The sequence below is a fragment of the Mycoplasma iguanae genome (assembly GCF_024722375.1).
Lineage (GTDB): Bacteria > Bacillota_I > Bacilli_A > Mycoplasmatales > Metamycoplasmataceae > Mycoplasma_M > Mycoplasma_M iguanae.
This window is the reverse complement of the sequence record NZ_CP102734.1, coordinates 20,366-41,075: the sequence shown is the minus strand read 5'-3', so window position 1 is coordinate 41,075 and position 20,710 is coordinate 20,366. Positions and strand designations below refer to the sequence as shown.

Below are 20,710 nucleotides of genomic sequence, written 5' to 3'. Positions count from 1 at the left end.
CTAAATACACTGAACTTTATTAAATTCTAGAGCATTCAGTTCTTTGTTTCTTGTGTTGAAAAAGACATAAAAAACTTCTACAACATGTTCTGTCATTGTAGAAGTTTTAAATAAAATTATATTTATTTTTTTAGTAATTATGAGTTAACTTATTAGTTGTCAATAATTATTTAATTTTGGTGTCAAAATTAAAAATATTAAGAGATCATTTGTTTGGTTCTTTTTCTTTCATCATATTTGCATAGTGTAAAAGTGATGTGTCGTTTTTGGTACCATTATCAAAAGTAAAACTAGTATTACCCAGCAAATCATAATGACTGGTAATAAATGGTACTATGTTAGTTTCACTACTATTACCTTCGTGAATTAACCCTATTAAATTACGATCACTATCAACAACTAGTGAACCACTAGAACCGCTAGCGGCAAATTGTCTAACTAACTCTTTTGGCTCTAAATCAGATTTTTTAAAACTTATGTTAAAATTACCTGAATCTGATGAATGACTAGTTACTTTTATTTTATTAATTTTTAATGTACTAAAAGAATTACCAGCATAAGTGGCTGAAATAAAATCAGTTAAATATGTATTGTCAAATGCAAATAAATTTTTATAAGCATGTGAAATTTTCAAAGGTTTTAGTTTTGGCCACTGTTCAAGATCTTTTAATACAGATTCATGGTTGGCCACAATTAATTCTGCTTCTTGTTTTTCACTATCACTTAATTTGTTTCTACCTGTCATCCTTATATTTTTCTTTTGTTCGCTTATTACTTCATTAACTCGTTTTTTTAGAACACTTAAATCTAATATAGCAAAAACAATATCAGGGTGTCTATTATTAATTATTTTCAAGCTTCCATCGTAATATCTAATTCTTTTGGCAGGAAAGAAATAATCATTTTTCATATCGTAACTAATTCCATTATTGTTAGTACCGCGATAATATTCTTTAATACCAAGTAGTTCACCTTTTGAGGCACTCATAGAATCTTGACCATTATCATAATATTTATTTCATCCACTTGGTCTTTGTATATTTGAAGAAATTAATTTATAAGAATCTAGATAATGTTGTGAACCTAGTTTTCTAAAAATATCTTGCGATCCTTTAATGGTAGTATTTGAAACGTGTTTATTAGTAACAACATAATATAGTTGATCTTTTTCATCATCTGGATTAACTTTAGCAATCATATTTCAAGTCCCAGGTGAAATTGTTAAAGCTCTAATGCGCATTTCATTTGCTAGATCAAAATCGTTATATTTATAAACTATTTCCAAATCGGGAATATAATTATTGCTTTTTGTACGACTTTGATAATTATCTTTAGTTTTAGCATATTCATTATTGGAAGTATCAAAAGCATTAGTACTAATTGCATAAGGATTATCAGGATCATAAGCAGTTACATAATTACTAGCATTTTGATCTCTTCTATAATTAGCAAATAATTTTTCAATATCTGTTTTTCTTTCTTTTAACTTAGTTGGTAGAATGTATTGACCAAAAGTTTGATTTTGCTCGTTATCTGATAAAAAAGAAATGTTGAAAAAATTGTTTAAAGTATTAATAAAAACTGCATCATTTTTTATAGCATCAGCATAATTATTAGTCAGTGTTTTATTAAAATTAGGTTTTTTCACAATTTTAAATTCATAACCTTGACTAGTTTTATTAATAACCAAATTAAAATAACGATCGTTTTGGATTGTTAGTGTATTATTAATTTTGGCTAGCGGAATTTCAAAACCTACACCATAATAAATCATTTTTAAATATTGATTTTTATGTTCTGTTCATCTAAATCATTTTTCTTGGAATTTGCTAAAATCTTCAAAATTAATAACTGAGTTATATCTAAAATTATCTAATTCTTTGCTTCTGACATCTAAATATAGTCATAATTTAATATCACTAGCGGTGTTGTCAGAATTTTTAATGTTGTTAATAACTTCATTTTTTAATAAAAAACTAAAAGTTTGATTTTTAGCATCAAACTGTCAATTTCGATCTCTTAATAAAAAATGTAGTCTATATTGTTTTAAATATTTACCATCAGTATCATCATCTTTACGTACAGTAAAGTTTTGGTTTCAAAAACCATGATATTTATTAGCTAAAGCAAAATTAGAATTAAAAACTTGGGCTTCTGTTCTGTTTTTATAACTAATGCTTGGTTTAACATCAGTGTATTTCCTTAGTACTTCATTATTATCATAATGATAACTAGCAACTTCATTATACTTAGGGTTTTCAAATTCGCTTTTTGTTAAACTAGGTTCTGGTTGTGGTTGTGGTTCATTTTTAGGTGGAGATGACGGGGTTGATGACGGGGTTGATGACGGGGTTGATGACGGGGTTGATGACGGGGTTGATGACGGGGTTGATGACGGGGTTTCATCGCTTGTATTTGGTTGTGAAGATACTTCTGATTTATTACTATTTGATATTTGACCAGAATCAAAAACTGATTTTTCAGTTTCAGGTTGAGCTGGTGGTTGAACTGGTGGTTGAACTGGTGGTTGAGCTGGAGATGCTTGAGAAGTTTCTGGTTTTTTAGATTCTGAGTTAGATTGAGAAGTTACTCCATGGTCCATTGTTTCGGAGTTTGAATTAGGCAGAGTTGCAGGATTAGTTGATTGAGATATATTTTGGTTATTATTTGGTGAAATTTCTTTTGAACTATCATTATTAGGATTTATCACAGGCTGATCATATATTTGATTTCTAATAGGTGAACATGCAATAAAAACCAATGAAGAAATCACTGATGAAACTGCTAGTCATTTTAAAGAAAATTTAAATTTTTTCATAGTATCTTTCTTAATTAAAAAAATTCATTTTTATAAATTTTAACCACAAAATCAAAAAAAAAAAAAAAAGCATTTTTCAGTACTAAAAATTATTTTTTTAAACATTTTTTGCTCGATTATTCACAAATCTATACTATGTTTGTTATTCTGTTTTTTGTTGTTTCTTAATTATGTAATTAAAAATAAATTGAATAATAAATATAATATAATTTTTTCTAATTCAGAAATGAGGTAATTATGATGCGTTTTTTTGTTAATAAAAAAGAAAAAGATTATTTTTTATTAGATCAAAAAATCTTACAACACATCAAAGTCGCAAGAATCCAAAATAAAGATTTTATTTGTGTTTTTTCTCAAGAATTTTATGTATGTAGTTTAGAAAATAATTTAGCTAAAATTAAATATAAATTGGATTCAAATCATGAATTTAAAAATAAAATTTATTTAGCTGCTGCGATTATTAATATTAAAAGATATGAATGATTAATTCAAAAAGCTACTGAATTGGGTGTTACAGATTTTATCCCTGTAATTAGTCAATACTGTGAACTAAAAAATATTAGTAAAATAGAAAATAAACTTGAAAGATGACAAACAATCGCTTTGGGCGCTGCAGAACAATCTTTTAGAAATAAAACAATGCAAATTCATCATCCAACAAAATTTGATGATGTAATAAATTTAAATATTACAAATAAATTTATTGCTCATGAAAAAATATCTACAAATCAACAAAAAATTGATTATCCTACCGATTCTATTTTTTTAGTTGGGCCTGAGGGTGGTTTTTCTGATGAAGAAATTTCAAAGTCAGAAAAAAAAGGATTTCAAGTTGTTTCTTTAGGTAAAAGAATTCTAAGAGCAGAAACTGCAGCAATTTATTTGCTTTCTAAGATCTTTGAAAAAGAAGAATAATTTATTTGATATAAAATCTCATTTTATAAAATAAGGATTTTTTCTTTTTTAAAATATAATTTAAAAATAATTTTAAATTCAAAAGGATGACATGAAATTAATAAAAATTGAAGCTCACGGTTTTAAATCTTTTGCAGATAAAGTTACATTGAATTTTGATGGTGGAGTTGTCGGGATTGTGGGTCCAAATGGTTCTGGAAAATCTAATATTAATGATGCTATTCGTTGAGTTTTAGGAGAACAATCATCTAAAGCACTTCGTGGTGATTCAATGTCTGATGTTATTTTTGCAGGTTCTAAAACTGTTGCACCTTTAGATAAAGCAGAGGTTATTTTAACTTTTGATAATTCAGAAAACCTAGTTTCAACACCTCACAAAATATTTACTATTTCCAGAGTTCTTTATAGAAATAAAGGAAACAACGAATATTATATTAATGGTGAATTAGCAAAACAAAAAGATATTAAACAAATAGCAGTGGAATCTGGTATTTCAAAATCCTCTTTAGCTATTATTTCACAAGGAACTATTTCTTCTATAGCCGAAGCTTCTTCTGAATATTGCCGTGCAATTTTAGAAGACGCTGCTGGAACATCTAAATATAAATTGAAAAAAAATGAAACTTTAAAAAAATTAGAAAAAACCGATGAATCTTTAGAAAAAATTACTTTGGTTGTTAATGAATTAAACAAACAATTACAACCATTAAAAAAACAAGCGGAAAAAGCTTTATTATTTCTGGAAAAAACAGAAAAATTAAAAAATATTGAAGTCAACTTACTAGTCCATGATATTACTAAATATTCTGAACAATTAGAATCACTAAGATTGGAATTAAGTGGTGTAGAACAAGCTAACACCGGTTTGGAAAGCAGAATTGATGAAATTGATTTATCATTAAATCAAAGTTCTAAAAATAAAAATGAAGTTGAAAAAGAATTGAACGATCTTTCTGTAAAACTAGAAAATATTTCTGAAAAAATTAAATTAGTAGAAATTACTAAGGTTAAAGAAAATCAAAGACTTCAAATGATTATTAGTGGTGAAATTGTAGCGTCTTCTGAAGAAAAAACTAAAGCTATTAAACAACAAATTGATGAATTAGGTAAAGTGATTTATCAGTATCAAAATTTAGAAAAAGAAACTGAAGAAAAAATAGAAAATAATCACCAAAAAATTAATTTTAATAATAAAGAAATTTCTGCATATAAGTTACAAGAAAATAATTTAGTTTACAAAATTAATAACATTAAAGCACGTATTTCTTTTTTAAAAGAAAATAAAGAAAAGAAAACACACTTATTCAAAGGTTCTAAAGCCATTGTTGATAATTCTCATTTATTTAAAGGTTACAAAGGTTTAGTTTGAGATATTATTCAGCCTGAAACTAAGTATTCAAGAGTGATGGATAATATTTTAGGTAATACAGTACAAAATATTGTTGTAGATACGCCCGAAACAGCTATTGATGCAATCAATTTTTTAAAAAGAAATAATGCAGGTAAGGCAACATTTGTACCTCTAAGTAGCATTAAACCTAAATTTATAAGAGAAGAACATGATTTTATTTTAAAAAACCAAAAAGGTTTTTTAGGTGTTGCTAGTGATTTAATCAATGTAAAACCAGAATTTTTAGTTCTAAAAAGATTTTTATTAGGAAATATTTTAGTTTGTGATTCTGTTGAAAATGCTAATGAAATTTTTAAACTTATGAACTCTCGTTATATGACAGTAAGTTTAGACGGCGATATAATTCGTGTAGGCGGAATTATATCAGGTGGTCAAAAACAAGAAGATGACAATTTTAATAACATTGATAAGCAAATTGAACAGCTTCATAATTCTATTCCACAACTGGAAGCTGAGAAAAAAACATTAGCTGAAAATATTTGAGATCTAGAAAATACTAAAAATGATTTAATTGTTTTAAATAATGAACTTAAATCTAACTTAATTATTACTAGAGAAAAAATAAATACCGCTAATAATAGTTTTTATTCTTTAAAAACTAGATATGAAGCAGCAACAAAAGAAATTTTAGATATTACTAATTTAAAAAATGATTTAATGCATGAAAAAGATCTTGAATTAGAAAAAAACTTCTTAACTGCAGAAATTCGTTCAAAACGTGAAAAAATTAGAATCATTAATGAAGAACTCCAAAAACTTTTAGGTGAAAAAAATGACTTACAAAAAACACAAAGAGAATTAAATAATTCCTTTAGTGTTAAATTAGCTGAAAAATCTAAAGCAGAGTTTTTATTGAATAATAGTCAAAAAAGACTATCAGTTCACTATAAAATGACTTTAGAATATGCTAAAGAAAACTATACAAACCAAGATTTAGATTTGGAAAAATCTCGTGAAATTGTCCAACAATTAATTACAGAAATTGATGCTTTAGGTCATGTAAATTTAGATTCAATTGAAAGTTTCAAAGAAATTGAACAAAGATATAATATTACAAAAGCTTCACAGGAAGAATTAGAAAAAGCTAAAAATATTATTCTAGGTGCTATTGCTGAAATTGATAAAATCATTGTTAAAAAAATTAGTGAAACATTCACTTTAGTTAATAAAGAGTTTTCAAATGTTTTCCAAAAAATGTTTGGTGGTGGTTTAGGCCAAATTAAATATACAGATCCTTCCAATATTTTAGACAGTGGTATTGATATTGTGGCTCAACCACCAGGAAAATCAATTAAAAATTTAAGACTTTTCTCCGGTGGAGAAAAAGCTTTAATCGCTATTTCTTTATTATTTTCTATCATTAAAGCTAAACCTATTCCTCTATGTATTTTAGATGAAGTGGAAGCTGCACTTGATGAAGCTAATGTTGTGCGTTATGCAGAATTTTTACAAAGATTAAAAAATTCTACTCAATTTGTGGTTATTACTCATCGTCATGGTACTATGGCCCGTGTCGATCATCTATTTGGAGCTACAATGCAAAAAAGGGGAGTTACTTCTTTTTTTAGTGTAGAACTAGCAAAAGCAAAACAATTAATTGAACGAATGGAAAATTAAAAATTTGACCTAGAAATAAGGTCAAATTTTTAATTATTTTTTTAATGATGAGGATGTGATCCAGTTTCAAAAGGACGTTCTTCTGATTTCTTATCAGTTTGGTTACTTGGAACAATTTTGTTTGTATCTCAATCATGATTATAAAATGGATCATGCTTTGCGTTTTCATCATAAGGAATATCAATTTTTAAATTATCTAATACAAAGTATAAAGTTGCTTCGTTGATATAGAATAAATCATTTAAAATTCTCTGGTTTTTAGGATCGATTACAGCATTAAAGAATACGCTATTAATTGAAGTTTTATTTATATAATCTAGTAATTTTTCCATTTCTGCTTTGGCTTCTAAGGCAGAATTATATAAATTACCTTTTAATAAATTAGTTTTAAATTTATTAAATACTAGTAATAATGAATCGGGTGAAGCAGCTGTTACTTTAATTTTGTCTAATTCACTTTTTATTTTTTGATATTTAGCTTTGAAATTATCATTAACTAAATCTATGGCTTCAGGCAATAAATTTTTAATTTGAATCATTTCCTGATTTAAATTAATGTTAGCTTGTTCTTTACCTTGCTTAATGTAATTTAATAAAACTGTTTGTTTGTTTTGAGCTTGAGGTGATTTATTCAATCTGTTTTCAAACTTATCCAGTCATTGAATATATTCAACATTATTTATGAATTTATATCAGTGTGTTTTATAACCGGTTGATGTATATTCTTCAGCAAAAATTAAATCATTTAACTTAACTAAAGTATTGAAGAACTCTGTTAAATCTTCTTTATTTTTTTCTAAGAAATCTAAAATTTGTTTATAAATATCACTATTATAACCAGCAAGTTCTTTTTCTTTTGCAGTTTCAAAAACAAATTCGATAACTTTATATAAAGGCCTTAGTTCTGTTAAAGTTTCTTCTTCATTATATGAAGGTAAATTTGATAAAATATCAAAATATTCAATAGTTTTATCTAAATTCAATTGCTCAGCATCTCTAATAATTCTTAAAAATTCTCTGTCCATTGAAGCATGTGATTCATGTTCTGGGTCAGGATTATGTGAATGTTTTCTCTCATCTAAAAGTTTTTGTGCTGGATCTTCAGATTGAAAAAATTTAATTAATTCTTCTGCTCTATCTTTGATATTTTTTAAAGTTGATTCACCTGCATTGGCACCAGCTTTGACAAAGAAAATTGGTGTTTTAAATTCATCTCTAATAAATCTTAAAGCTGTAATATAAAATTCTTCACTTTCAGCTTCATTTGGGATGGTTAAACTATTTACAAGGTTTTTTACTTCTTTTAATTCATTATTAAAATCATTTGTTATAGCGTCTTTTAAAGCTTGTACTTTATCTTTTGCGATTTTGTACTTATCGTTCATTTCTTTTTTAGCTTGTTTAAATAGATCTTGAATAGCTGCATCATCCTTTTTGTTTTGAGCAAAAGCATTTTGACTCATTAAAAGGTGAAATTGACTATCTAAAGTTTTTTTGTAAAAGTTTTCAATCCCACTATCATCATTAGAAAAAATAAGTTTATTAACTTTAGATAGTGATTCTAAAAAAGGTTTTTTAATATTATTTAATTTTTCTACAATTGAGTGGAAAGTATTTAATTGATGATTTTTAGCATCTTCAGCAATTTTTAGTTCTTTTCTTTCGCTTGATAATTTTGTTTGTTCATCTAAATACTCACCTAAAAAGTACGTAACTATAGTTTTAGCATCTATTTTTTTGGCTGCAACTCTTTTAGCTATTCCATTATAATCGTGGTAGTTTAAATATCTAGCTGCGTCTGTTAAGTTATCGTTAAAATCATAAATATTTTCTGGATATTTATAACTTAAAGCACTTACTTCTGAAGATTTTTGCGAAGCGTTTGCTGTTTCTGATGTGGTTGTTGATGGTGCACAAGCTACAAACATTGCTAATGGTGCGCCCATCATAAATGAAGATATTAATATATTTTTAATAATCTTTTTTTTCAATTTTTAAATCTCCTTTTCTATATTGTTATTTATAATTAAAAAGTTTTTATGAATACAAAAATTTTATCTTTTGAAATAATTTTTAAAAGATAAAATTTTTCTTTGTTGTACTAAAGTTCAATGTAATGTTAAATATACAAAATTATCTTTATATAACTAATTAAAAAAGGAATTTAATTTATAAAGTTGTTTTTTTAAAAATTTTTATAAAAAATATTCAAGCTTTTGAAGGAAATATAATATTTTTAATTTTGGTGTTGTTTGTTTTTAATTTACTTGAATAAAAGCCTAACTTAATTAAACTATTAGACTATTTTAAAAAAATTAATTATTGAGGGGGAAATTATTAATTTTAAAGATAAAGTTGTATAAAAAAGGTTATTTTTGTAAGACCCTTTGTTTTTTCTAATATACCTTATACTTTCTACAAAATTTTTACTTTATATTTTCTAAAGTAAAAATAATTAAAAATTATACTAAAATAGTTCAAAATAATCTATAAAAAAATAAAAAAAAAGTTACTTTTTACATAAAAAATAATAAAAAAAATGGCTTTTACCATTTTTGAATATTTATTTGTATTATTAGTGAGCGTGTGTTTCTGTTTTAGGAGCTTCTGTATGGCTGTGGTCGTGGTCATGGTCGTGGTTTCCATTTTCTGTAGCGGGTTTGGTTGTTTCTTTGTGATCATGACTGTGATCATGACTGTGATCGTGACTGTGATCGTGACTGTGATCGTGACTGTGATCGTGACTGTGATCGTGGTGATGATCGTGGTGATGATCGTGGTGATGATCGTGGTGATGGTCGTGGTGATGGTCGTGTTCTTGAGCTTCAAAGAAGTCTATGATTGAATCTAAAAGTTTTACATTCTCTGTTCAAAGTTTTTCAATATCTCTATGAACTCTTCGATCACTTGCAAGTTGTTCAAATGCTTGATTTACTGTAACATTATTTACATAATTTAGCATTTTTTGCATTCCTTCTTTTGCACTTATAGCAGATTTAAATAAATTATCTGTTAATAGATCTTTTTTAAAATTATTAAATGCGATTGATAATTTATCATTTGAAACTTCACTTACATTTACTTTATTTAATGTATTTTTGAATGTTTCATATTCTGTTTCAAATTGTGCATTTACAACTGCCATTGCTTTTGGTAATTCTACTTTTAATTCAGCAAATGATTCTGTTAAATTCTTAGTTGCACCATTTTTAACTTTTGCAATTTTTTCAAATATATCTTTGTATTTTTCATTAGCATCTTTTTTATTATTTAATGAAAGTTCAAATTTTGCAGAGAAGTGGATAAATTGTGCATTATATAAAAATGTATTTCAAGGAACGTTATATCCTCTTGGAGGATGATTACTAAAAATTATAGAATATAATTCAGCTAAAACATTTACTATTTTTTCAAATGAACTTTCATTTTTAGTTAAAAATTCTTCAATAGCTTTGTGTGCTGCATTGTCAGTATTTTTTTGTTTTTCTTCTTGTGCTATTTTTTTTAGATCTTGAAATTGACTAAATAAACCTTGTAATGTTTGGCTTCTCTCAAATGTTGGTAAATTAATCATAATTTCATAATTAGGAATAGATTTTTCAAGATTTAAAAGTCTCATATCTCTAATAATTCTTAAAAATTCTCTGTCCATTGAAGCATGTGATTCATGTTCTGGATTTGAGCTGTGTGAATGTTTATTTTCATTCATAAGTTTTTGTGCTGGATCTGAATCTTTGAAAAATTCAATTAAACTAGTTGCACTTGCTTTAATATTTTTTAAAGAAGATTTACCTGCATTTGGTCCAACTTTATTGAAGAAAATTGCATTATTAAATTCTTCTTTTATAAATCTTAGTGAAGATAAATAAAATTCTTCATCTGCTAAATGTTCAGGAATTGTAATTCCATCAAGTTTTGTTTTAATGTTTGAAAGTTCAGTTGAAAAATCATTTGTTATTGCTGCGGCAATTTGTTCTAATTTTGCTTTAGCTTCATTATATTTTCCATTTAAATCTTTTCTAACATCTTCTAATTGTTTTTTCAGATCAGCATCTTCTGGTTTATTTCTTAATGCAAAAGTTACTCTCATGAAAGAGTGAAATCCATCTTCTAAAACATTTCTATAGAAATTTTCAATACCACTATTATCTTTTGAAAGAACAAGCGGTGTGATTTTAGATAATGTTTCTAAAAATGGTGTTTTTATTCCATTTAAAAGTCCGATGATTTCTTCGAAAGCTTTAAAGTTTGTATTTGTTGAATCGCCTGCAATATTAAGAGCTTTTCTCTCATTTAGTAATTTTGTCTGTTCAGTTAAATATTTTCCTAAAAAATTTGATGCTGTGACATTTTCATCCATTTTTGATTTTTGTATTTCAAGAACTGCTCCATTATAATTTGGATTTAAATATCTCCCAGCTTCTGCAATATTGTCATATAAATCTACTAAATTATTTGTCAATTTGTAATTTACAGGTGATTGCTGCTGAGTTGTTGTTGCTGGCGCACAAGCTACAACTGTTGCTAGTGGAACTCCTACTACAGCTGATGCTTTTAATATATTTTTAAATAATGATTTTTTCACTTTATTTCTCTCCTATGTCTTCTCTATATCCGCTATGTCATTTTGAGTGATTGCTAGTTATTTTAAAAATAGCGTCTGTTTCTGTGATTTGCATTTTTATTTCTTTATGATATTCTAAAAATCTTGAAAATATGTTTTCACTTATTCCTTTAGCTGATGCTGTATTTCTAGAATAAATAATGTTTTCAAATGAATTGTAAAAATCTGTAAATTTTTGTTCTAAATTTGTTTTAGATGTTTTATTTGCTATTTTTTTATATGTATCTTCAACTTCTTTTATAAAATTTTGAAAATCTGTTAAAAAATTATTTTCTTTTAAAATAGTATCTAATTCATTAGTTAGTTTTAATAAGTCTTGAAAACTACTATTAAAAAAATCTACAGTTTGCTTATAACCATTACTTCCTAGACTATGTCTTTCTAGTTCATGAATTAATCCGTGAATTAGATTGTAATTATTAATTAAACTATATGTTTCTCCCCAAACTTTTTGTCCGGCTTTATGTAGAATATTAAACCATTCTGTAGTTTTGGAACTTCACTTTTCTATTAACTGCTTAATAGCTTTTTCTGTCTCTAAATTTGTTTCACCAACAGTTTTAGTTTCATTATATAAGTTAACGCTAAAGTCTGATTTTAACAATGTATTTAAAAAATAATTTTCATTTTGTAAATGGTCCTTGTTTTTTTCACCTGTAAATTGTCGATCAACACGGTGGAATAAATTCATTAATAATAAATTTATACCTTCAAGACCTACAGAAGCATATATTCGATTTTCTGAAAGTTGTGTAGTGGGTTTAGTATCTTCAGGGGGGATGTAAGAACCATCATTGCCATCTACAGTTTTTTTATCTTGTGTGGGGGTTGAACAAGAAATAAATACTAATGGCAAAGATAAAACAGTGATAAAACTTAGTGTTACTTTTTTGAATCTTTTTTTAAATGAATTAATATTTGTATTTTTTATCAATATTTGTTTTACTTTCTACAAAATTTTTGTTTTAAGAACAAAAATAATAATGAAATTATAACACATTACCAAAAAAAGCAAGTAAAACCCTGTAAAACATCAACTTTTATATTTTTAAAAAAATAAAAATAAAATGCACTTTCATGCATTCTATTTACTATTTTTAAATCTAAGAAGTGTTTCTGCTAGTGTATTTGTATTATGATCACCAATTACTTCATAAGCAATTTTTTTAATTTCTTCTGTAGAATTTCCCATTGCTATACCATATTTTGAATATGATAACATCTCTATATCATTACCTGAATCACCAAAAGTTACAAGATTTTCAGGTTTGATATTTAAAATTTGTGCAACTTTTTTTAATCCATTTACTTTATCACTCCCTAAAGGGTTAATGTCATAAAAAATTCTGTTTGTTTGAAAAGTTGCATACTTTTTACCTAAAGTACTTTTATTTCTTTGAAAAATTTCTGTAATAACTTCTTCAGAATTACGCAAAGCTAATTGAGTTATTTTTTCTTTTTTATTTAATTGTTCTTTAACTTTTTCAATGTTAGATTCTCTACCAATTTTTAAATCCATTTCTTCTTGCGACATTAATCAAGTCATTTCAGACTCTGGTTTAATTGTATAAACATTTTGATCTGTACTAATTGTTAAAAATGATTGAGTTTTTTGTGATTCTTCTCAAATTATGTCTAAAAGTTCATTGTCTAAATGAGAATTAACACTTACTTCATTAGTTTTTAAATTTTTAACAATAACCCCATTATTGCAAATAGCAAAATCAAAATCAGAAAATTGTTCTAAAATAGGTTTAATTGAAATTAGACCTCTACCTGTTGCTAATGCAAAGTAATTGCCTTCTTTTTTTAATTCTAATATCGCATTAATAGTTGCTTGTGGAATTTGACTTTTACTGTTTAAAAGCGTTCCATCTAAGTCAAAAGTAAATAATTTAGCCATTAATTAAAATCCTTTATTTTTTGTTTTTTAAATGAGGAAATAGCAATACTTCCCGAATTGACATTTTCTGTGTAAATAACATTACAAGACGGTCAATTCCGATTCCACATCCACCTGCAGGTGGCATTCCATATTCTAATGCTTCAATAAAATCTAAATCGATTTCACTAGCTTCATCATTTCCTGATTCACGTTCTTTTAATTGATCTTCAAATCTCTTTAATTGATCAATGGGATCATTTAGTTCTGTAAACATGTTGGCATATTCTTTAGTATTAATAAACAATTCTGCTCTATCTGTAAATCTAGCATCTAAAGAATTATTTTTAGCTAAAGGAGAAATTTCAATAGGATGCCCATAAACAAATGTTGGTTGAATTAATGTTTTTTCAATTAATTCTTCAAATAATTCATTAATAATGTGGCCAACTGTGAAATATTTTTCTACTTTAATATTATGTTTTTGAGCAATTTTTTTAGCATCTACTAAACTTATCTCTTTTAAATCTACACCTACAGCTTTTGAGGTTGCTTCCACCATATTAATTCTTGCAAAAGGTTTATTCAAATAAATTGTTTTGTTGTCATATTCGATTTCTGTTTTGTTTAAGTAATGTGCCAAACTTTTAATTAAATTTTCTGTTTGTTGCACCATACTTTCAAGATTTGAATATGCTTCATAAAATTCAATAGATGTAAATTCCGGGTTGTGAGTTGTATCTACTCCTTCGTTTCTAAAAATTCTACCAATTTCATAAACTTTTTCTAATCCACCTACAAGTAATTTTTTCAATGGTAGTTCTGTTGCTATTCTTAAGTAAAAAGGCATATCTAATGCATTATGATGTGTTGTAAAAGGTTTAGCTGATGCTCCTCCTAAAATGGGTTGTAAAACTGGAGTATCTACTTCTAGGTAATCTTGTGAATCAAAATATTTTCTTATAAAAGAAATTATTTTTGTTCTACTAATAAATATATTTTTACTTTCTTCTGAAGTAAGTAAATCTAAATAGCGGCGGCGATATCTTTCTTCAACATCTACAAGTCCGTGATATTTTTCAGGTAAGGGTTTTAAAGATTTAGTTAAAAGTTTAATGTCATCAACATGTAAACTAACTTGTCCTGTGTTAGTTTTCATTACAAAACCACGAGCAAAAATAATATCACCTAAATCAAAAGTTTCTACTAATTCATTCAATTTGGGATATTCTTTTTTATTAAAATATAGTTGTAATTTTCCATATAAATCTTGAATAATAATAAATGGACCTCTAGAAGTAATAATTCTTCCAGCTACTGAAATTTCTGCTTTTTTTTGAATTAATTCTTCTTTAGAAAAAATATCGAATTTTTCTAAAATGGTTTTTGAGTTATCAGAAATTTTTTCAGTTTCTGCAAAAGGATTGATATTCATTTCTTTATATTTAGCAAGTTTATCTCTTCTTACCAGTTCTTGCTCGCTAAATTTTCGATCGATCATAATTACCTCTTTTGTATAATGTTGCTTTTCCAAGAAATAATTTTAACAAATAAAGCCAAAAAACTAAATTAAACAATTTGAACTAAATTAATTAAATATATTTCACAATAAAAAAACTCTTGAATAGAACAAGAGTTTTTAAGAAAAACATTATCGTAATGATTTGTCATAAGGCAAACCCGCGGCTTTTGGTGGCTGATTCTTTTTGGAAAAGGCGGATAAAAATATTAATGTTAATATATATGGTATTGTTTGTAATAAATCACCTACAGTATTTTTTATTGGTAATAGAGCAGCAAGCAATGAAGCATTTAGTTCAACAGCTACTGTATATAAAATGGCAAAAACAATACCTGAAATAATAATATATCCTGTCTTTCATTGTCCCATGATCATAATGGCAAGCGCAAGAAAACCTAGTCCTTCTACTTCACCTTTATATGTTCCTGAAGACATCTTTTCTGAATAAATGGCACCTGCTAAACCTGCTAAAAGCCCGGCAAGACTAAGCCCAATTCATTTCATTTTATTAACATTAATTCCGGCAACATCGGCAGCTTGTGGATTTTCACCAATTGCTTTAAATCTTAAACCTCATTTAGTTTTATTTAAAACAAAAATTAAAACGGCAACAATTGCGATTGTTAAAAATAATTTTAATGAAATAATATTTCTAGGATTGAAATTTGAAGGGCTTCAAGCTAATTCTGTTAGATAATATTCGATTTGAATTGATGGTGGATCTACAACACCTAATAAAAATAAAGCAATGGCTAAAGCTAAAACATTAATTGCAATTCCTGAAACTGTATGATCAGCTTTTAATTTAATTGTTGCATACCCATGCAGTCATGAAAAAAATACTCCCATTAATGCTGATAATGGATAAATAATAAGATTCATTCAAGGAGAACTAGTTCTAAAAATGTGTGCAAATACTGCGTAAAAAACAGCTCCTATAATCATTACTCCATTAATCCCAATATTTATAATTCCAACTCTTTCACTTAGCATTCCTGAAAGCGCAGCTAAAAGTAAAATAATAGAGAAAGTTACAAGTGGAGCTAGTAAACCAGTTATAAATTCCATATTAATTTATCTCCTTCGAATTATTTTTTTGAAACAACTTTTTAAATATTTGTGTAAATACAAAGATAAAATCTTGGTTTGTTTGAAAAACTTTTTCATAAATAAGATTTAATTTTTCTCTGTATCTATTATGTCCTTCTTTTATATCAATTTTTCTTTTGGTTGCGAGTTGCTTAATTAAATAAAAATCTTTTTCTTCTAACTCGTTTTTAAGGAGTTTTTTTCTTCTTTCGGCTTCTTCATAATATTCGATTTTTTGATCTGCATCTAAGGATTTTAAATATTTAAAATCAATTAAATTTTGGAGTTCTTTATTAATACGCTTGTATTCTGCTTTATATGCTTTTTGTTTTGTTTTGGTTATTTTCTTTTCTTTAAAGAAAAATAATCAAAGATTCTTTTTGCTATTCAAATATATTGAAATAATTGATCAAAATTCTTTTTTATTAATAAGCACAAGATATTTTCTCAAAAAACTTAAAGGATTTCATTTTAAAAATACAACTGAAATTGAAGATAAAAATAAAATAATTCCCGAAATGATTGTTAAATTTTCAGCTGATAAACCATTTGATACAGTAACAGCATAAGATGAACCTGACTGAATGACAGCAAATAGAAAACCACTTAAAATACTTCCAATAGGTGAGTTGTGTGCAAGTAATGAAATTGCTATTCCTGTAAATCCTTCTGTTAATGGTGTTTTATTGCCTGAAAAATAAGATTGATTTAAAATTGCAAAATAAATTCATCCTGCTAGCCCTGCTAAAGCTCCTGAAAAAGCCATTGTTCAAATAATTGTAGTTTTTTCATTAACACCTGCATATTTAGAAGCATTTTTATTCATTCCCGTCATTTTGATTTTATAACCTAAGGTTGTTCTTGATAAAATAACCCATAAAACAAGTGCTATGGTGATTGCAATTGCAACAGCAACAGGTCAAAAGTGAGAAGTAGTAAAAAATTCAGGAACATTTGATAAATTAATTGACCCATTATTTAAGGTATTTTGCATTCCAAATTTATCTTTAAAAACTCATACACCTAAATAAACAATGATTCAGTTTATTAAAATGGTCGAAACTACCTCATGCACATTTAAAAATGCTTTAAATAATCCTGCAATTATTGCTAAAACACTTCCTGCTAAAACACTTAAAATTAAAGAAATAATAATATTGGTGATTGTTGCACCATTTTTAAGTAAGTAAGCTATAGTGATTATTCCCCCGATCATCATTTGACCAGAAACACCTATATTAAATAATCCTACTTTAAATCCAATACCAACAGCAATACCTGAAATAATAAAAATGGCAAAATAAATAAAAAATGAATGATAGCTAAATTTTAGTGAGCCTTCCAGAATTTTTTCATAAATTGCAAAAGGGTTTGCTCCTGCAAAAAGAAAAATAATTCCTGCAAGAATAAGGGAAAATAACACGGCTCATAAAGAGTTATAAAGTTTTCTTCGTGAAGAAACATTTTTGTCTGTTTTATAAAAAAATGACAGTTTATCAAAATAAACATTTAGCTTATTCATGCATTTCCTCCCCTTTTACTTCTTTTTTCTTGTATGTTCCTGCCATCATCATTCCAATTGATTCACGAGTAATAACTTTTTTGTTTCCTGAATCAACTATTTCACCTTTATTAACTACTAAAATAGAGTCAGCAAGTGAAAGTACTTCATCTAACTCATAAGAAATTAAAAGGATTGCGGTTCCTTTGTTTCTTTGTTCTATGATTTTTTGGTGGATTAAGTTAATCGCTCCAACGTCTAAGCCACGTGTAGGTTGCACAACTAATAATATTTCATGTTCATTAGTAATTTCTCTTCCTACAATAGTTTTTTGTTGATTACCTCCTGAAAGAGATCTAGCAAAAGACATTCCACCTCTAGCTCCTCTGACGTCAAAATCTTGAAGAATTTGGTTACTTAAATTATTTTTGAATTTATTTTTGATAAATCCAAAAACAGAAGTTTTTTTGTGATACAACATTCTTAGGATTGAGTTATCTATCACATTCATATCTAAAACTAATCCGTATTTGTGTCGATCTCCAGGAACATAATTAATTTTGTTTTGTCATTTTTGCTTTACAGAAAAATTTGTGATATCTACAGTTTTAGGTGTTTTATCTTCATAAGTAGTTCTTAAAATTTTTCCTGATTTAGGTTTCAGCATTCCACTAACAAGAAATTCAATTTCTTCTTGACCATTTCCTTCAACACCAGCAATTGCCAGAATTTCACCTGCATGTAATTTAAAACTAATATTTTTTACTTGTTTATTACCTTTTGCTGATACATTTTGAAATTCTAAAACTAATTTATCACGTTTAGCTTCATCAAAGTTTTTAGGCATATCAATGTCATGACCAACCATTGCTCGTGCCAATTCTTTGACTTCTACATTTTTTAAATCATCGAAGTTTTTAACAACTTTTCCTAATCTAATTACTGTTGCTTGATCACAAACTTGTTTGATTTCATTTAACTTATGAGAAATAAATAAAATTGTTTTTCCATTCTTTTTAAACAATTTCATAGTTTTTAATAAACCTTGTATTTCGTGATCATTTAACACAGCAGTGGGTTCATCAAAAATTAAAATATCTGCATTTTTGTAAAGCATTTTCATGATCTCAACTTTTTGCTGAGTTGCAACTGTTGCATTACCTGTTTTTTCTTTTAAATCAAAATGCAAATTATATTTATCTTGAAGTTTTTTAATTTTTAATTCAGCCAATTTTCAATTTACAGTTTTAAATTGAGTTTCTGTTTCAAAACCTAAAACAATATTTTGTAAATTGGTATAAACTTCAACAAGCTTAAAATGTTGGTGCACCATTCCAATTCCAGCTTCATTAGCTTCAAAGGGATTTTTAAAATATATCTCTTTGCCATTTATAAAAATCGAACCATAATCTCTTTCATATAATCCAAAAAGCATGGACATTAAAGTAGATTTGCCTGCTCCATTTTCTCCAATAATTGCATGGATATTGCCTTTTTTTACTTTGAAAGAAATTTTTTCATTTGCTTTAATTTCTCCAAATTCTTTAGTAACATTAATAAATTCTACAGCCATTTGATTCGTCATATTACCCCTTTGAATAAATTAAATTTTAACAATAAAGATTATAAATTATTTTTATTAAAGAAATATAAAAATATAAACCCAATAGTCAATTTTGATTTCTATCGGGTTTATATTTTTTTGTTTAATTTATTATTTTTTAAAAATTATTGATTAAAAAAATTTATTTTAAGTTTAGTACATATTTTTTATTAATTAAGCTTTAGCGGTTGTAGATTCTGCAGGAGCGGTTGAATTAAATTTTGAATTAATTTGTTTTGCTAAGTTATTTAAATAAGTTTGCAATTGGAATCCTAAATCTTCATTATTTTTTAACAGCTCATCGATTTTTGTTTTGTTTTTTGCGTCATTGTAAAAATCTTCTGCAGCTTTAATTGCTGCTTTAGCACGTGCTTGTTTAGTAGCATCTGATAAAGTAGGTTCAGAAAGCACTGCTCACTTATCGGCTAACCCTTTATTAAATGTTGTATTTTCAGTTCCTGGTTTAATTTTTCCATTAAAAATATCTCTAAATACATCATAAAGAGCTTGACCCATATTTTTTTCAATAGAAGTAAAGAATAACCCTGTATTTTGTTTTGTTTCTTTTGACTGATCGACATCAACACCAATTACAAGTGTATCTTGTTTTTCTTGTCTAATCATATCGGCTGTAGTTTTTGTACCTGGTCCTGCTACTGGAAGAATCATTTTTACTCCACCAATAATTGAGTTTTTAGCTACAGGAGTTATTTGATTTGGACTAAATCCTGAGTTTAAAGGAATATTTTCTGTATTCATTTTAACTCTCTTGTCACTATCTACAGTATCATTTCATGCAGCAATACCTGATAAATATCCTCTATTAAAATTAGTTACACCAGGAGCATCTGCTCCACCAAAAGTTGCAAGAATTCTGTCTTCTTTTTTCTCATATGTTTCTGATACATATTTAGCAGCAGCATATCCTGCAATAAATGCAGCTTCATGAACTTTAAAGTTAAATGAAACTGTTGATCCTTTTGGTGTAGCAGGTGTAGCTGCATTTGTTGAAGTTTCTGGTGCACTATCTATTGTGAATATAATTACACCAAGTTCTTCCATTTTTTGTTTGTTATCAGCTCAAAATCTACCAATGTAGTCAGCATGAGCAAATCCTGGTAAGAATCAATACTTGAATCCTCCTCTTAATGCAACATCATATTGTCTACGGAAATCTTCGTATTCTCCAGCTTCACCAGGTTTAAGAGATTGTACTGTTACTTTGCCTTTAAATTCAGGTTTTAATCCTTCAATTTGAGCTTTAATCTCGTTAGCCGCTTCATAAACTGATTGATTAAATGATCTGTCTGTAATTTGACCTTTATCAGTAATAACTGCAATTTTTGGCAATTTATCAACTGTTAAATCTTCTGGCAGTATAAATTTTTCAGATGATGTATTGATATTGGTAACCTTAACTTGTTCGGCTGGCGCACAAGCTACAATTACAAATCCCACAACTGAGGTTACAGCCAAGGCTGGAAATAATAGGAACTTTGATTTTTTATTCTTAATTTTATCTAGCATATATTTTTTATTTTCCTTCTCTTTATTTTTTTATATTTTTCAATATATTGTAACAACACCTAGTTAATAATAAATTAACCTAAAAACAATATAAATTAATTTTAACATTTTTATAAAAACCTAAGAAAAATAAAAATACAAAATAATGAATTCTTACAAATTCATCATAAAAATATCATAATAAAATATAATTAGTGCGTT

Annotated in this window: 12 protein-coding genes; 2 read left to right on the top strand and 10 right to left on the bottom strand. The window is 26.8% G+C overall.

The window, feature by feature from the left end; translation table 4 throughout:
- Window positions 1-166: 166 nt before the first annotated feature.
- Entirely contained in the window at window positions 167-2,818 is a 2,652-nt protein-coding gene (locus NV226_RS00140) for a hypothetical protein (RefSeq protein ID WP_258210893.1), read from the bottom strand.
- Between the two features lie 237 nt (window positions 2,819-3,055).
- Between NV226_RS00140 and NV226_RS00135 the strand changes: the two genes are divergently transcribed.
- Entirely contained in the window at window positions 3,056-3,733 is a 678-nt protein-coding gene (locus NV226_RS00135) for a 16S rRNA (uracil(1498)-N(3))-methyltransferase (protein ID WP_258210892.1), read from the top strand.
- Window positions 3,734-3,824: 91 nt separating this feature from the next.
- The gene (locus NV226_RS00130; RefSeq protein WP_258210891.1) at window positions 3,825-6,761 is read left to right on the top strand and encodes an SMC hinge domain-related protein; all 2,937 of its coding nucleotides are present in this window, start codon (window positions 3,825-3,827) and stop codon (window positions 6,759-6,761) included.
- A 41-nt stretch (window positions 6,762-6,802) separates the two neighbouring features.
- Here NV226_RS00130 and NV226_RS00125 read toward each other — a convergent pair whose 3' ends face one another.
- The 9 genes from NV226_RS00125 to NV226_RS00085 all read right to left on the bottom strand — a co-directional run bounded on the left by NV226_RS00125 (window position 6,803) and on the right by NV226_RS00085 (window position 20,509).
- Entirely contained in the window at window positions 6,803-8,752 is a 1,950-nt protein-coding gene (locus tag NV226_RS00125) for a hypothetical protein (protein ID WP_258210890.1), read from the bottom strand.
- A 584-nt stretch (window positions 8,753-9,336) separates the two neighbouring features.
- Window positions 9,337-11,346: a hypothetical protein gene (locus NV226_RS00120; protein WP_258210889.1), complete on the bottom strand. Its 2,010-nt coding sequence runs from the start codon at window positions 11,344-11,346 to the stop codon at window positions 9,337-9,339.
- Between the two features lies 1 nt (window position 11,347).
- A complete protein-coding gene (locus NV226_RS00115; RefSeq protein WP_258210888.1) occupies window positions 11,348-12,319 on the bottom strand; it encodes a hypothetical protein in 972 nt (323 codons plus the stop codon).
- 150 nt (window positions 12,320-12,469) lie between these two features.
- Window positions 12,470-13,288 carry an HAD family hydrolase gene (locus NV226_RS00110; protein WP_258210887.1) on the bottom strand — a complete coding sequence of 273 codons (819 nt, stop codon included), beginning with the start codon at window positions 13,286-13,288 and terminating at the stop codon, window positions 12,470-12,472.
- A gap of 13 nt (window positions 13,289-13,301) precedes the next feature.
- Window positions 13,302-14,768, bottom strand: a complete 1,467-nt coding sequence (gene lysS / locus NV226_RS00105; protein ID WP_258210886.1) for a lysine--tRNA ligase — start codon at window positions 14,766-14,768, stop codon at window positions 13,302-13,304.
- Between the two features lie 150 nt (window positions 14,769-14,918).
- A complete protein-coding gene (locus NV226_RS00100; protein ID WP_258210885.1) occupies window positions 14,919-15,857 on the bottom strand; it encodes an ABC transporter permease in 939 nt (312 codons plus the stop codon).
- Window position 15,858: 1 nt separating this feature from the next.
- Complete coding sequence (locus NV226_RS00095; RefSeq protein ID WP_258210884.1) at window positions 15,859-17,400, bottom strand: ABC transporter permease; 1,542 nt, start codon at window positions 17,398-17,400, stop codon at window positions 15,859-15,861.
- The gene (locus NV226_RS00090; protein ID WP_258210883.1) at window positions 17,393-18,964 is read right to left on the bottom strand and encodes an ABC transporter ATP-binding protein; all 1,572 of its coding nucleotides are present in this window, start codon (window positions 18,962-18,964) and stop codon (window positions 17,393-17,395) included. The genes NV226_RS00095 and NV226_RS00090 overlap by 8 nt, the downstream gene beginning before the upstream one ends.
- A gap of 192 nt (window positions 18,965-19,156) precedes the next feature.
- Window positions 19,157-20,509, bottom strand: a complete 1,353-nt coding sequence (locus tag NV226_RS00085) for a BMP family ABC transporter substrate-binding protein (RefSeq protein ID WP_258210882.1) — start codon at window positions 20,507-20,509, stop codon at window positions 19,157-19,159.
- Between the last annotated feature and the right edge of the window lie 201 nt (window positions 20,510-20,710).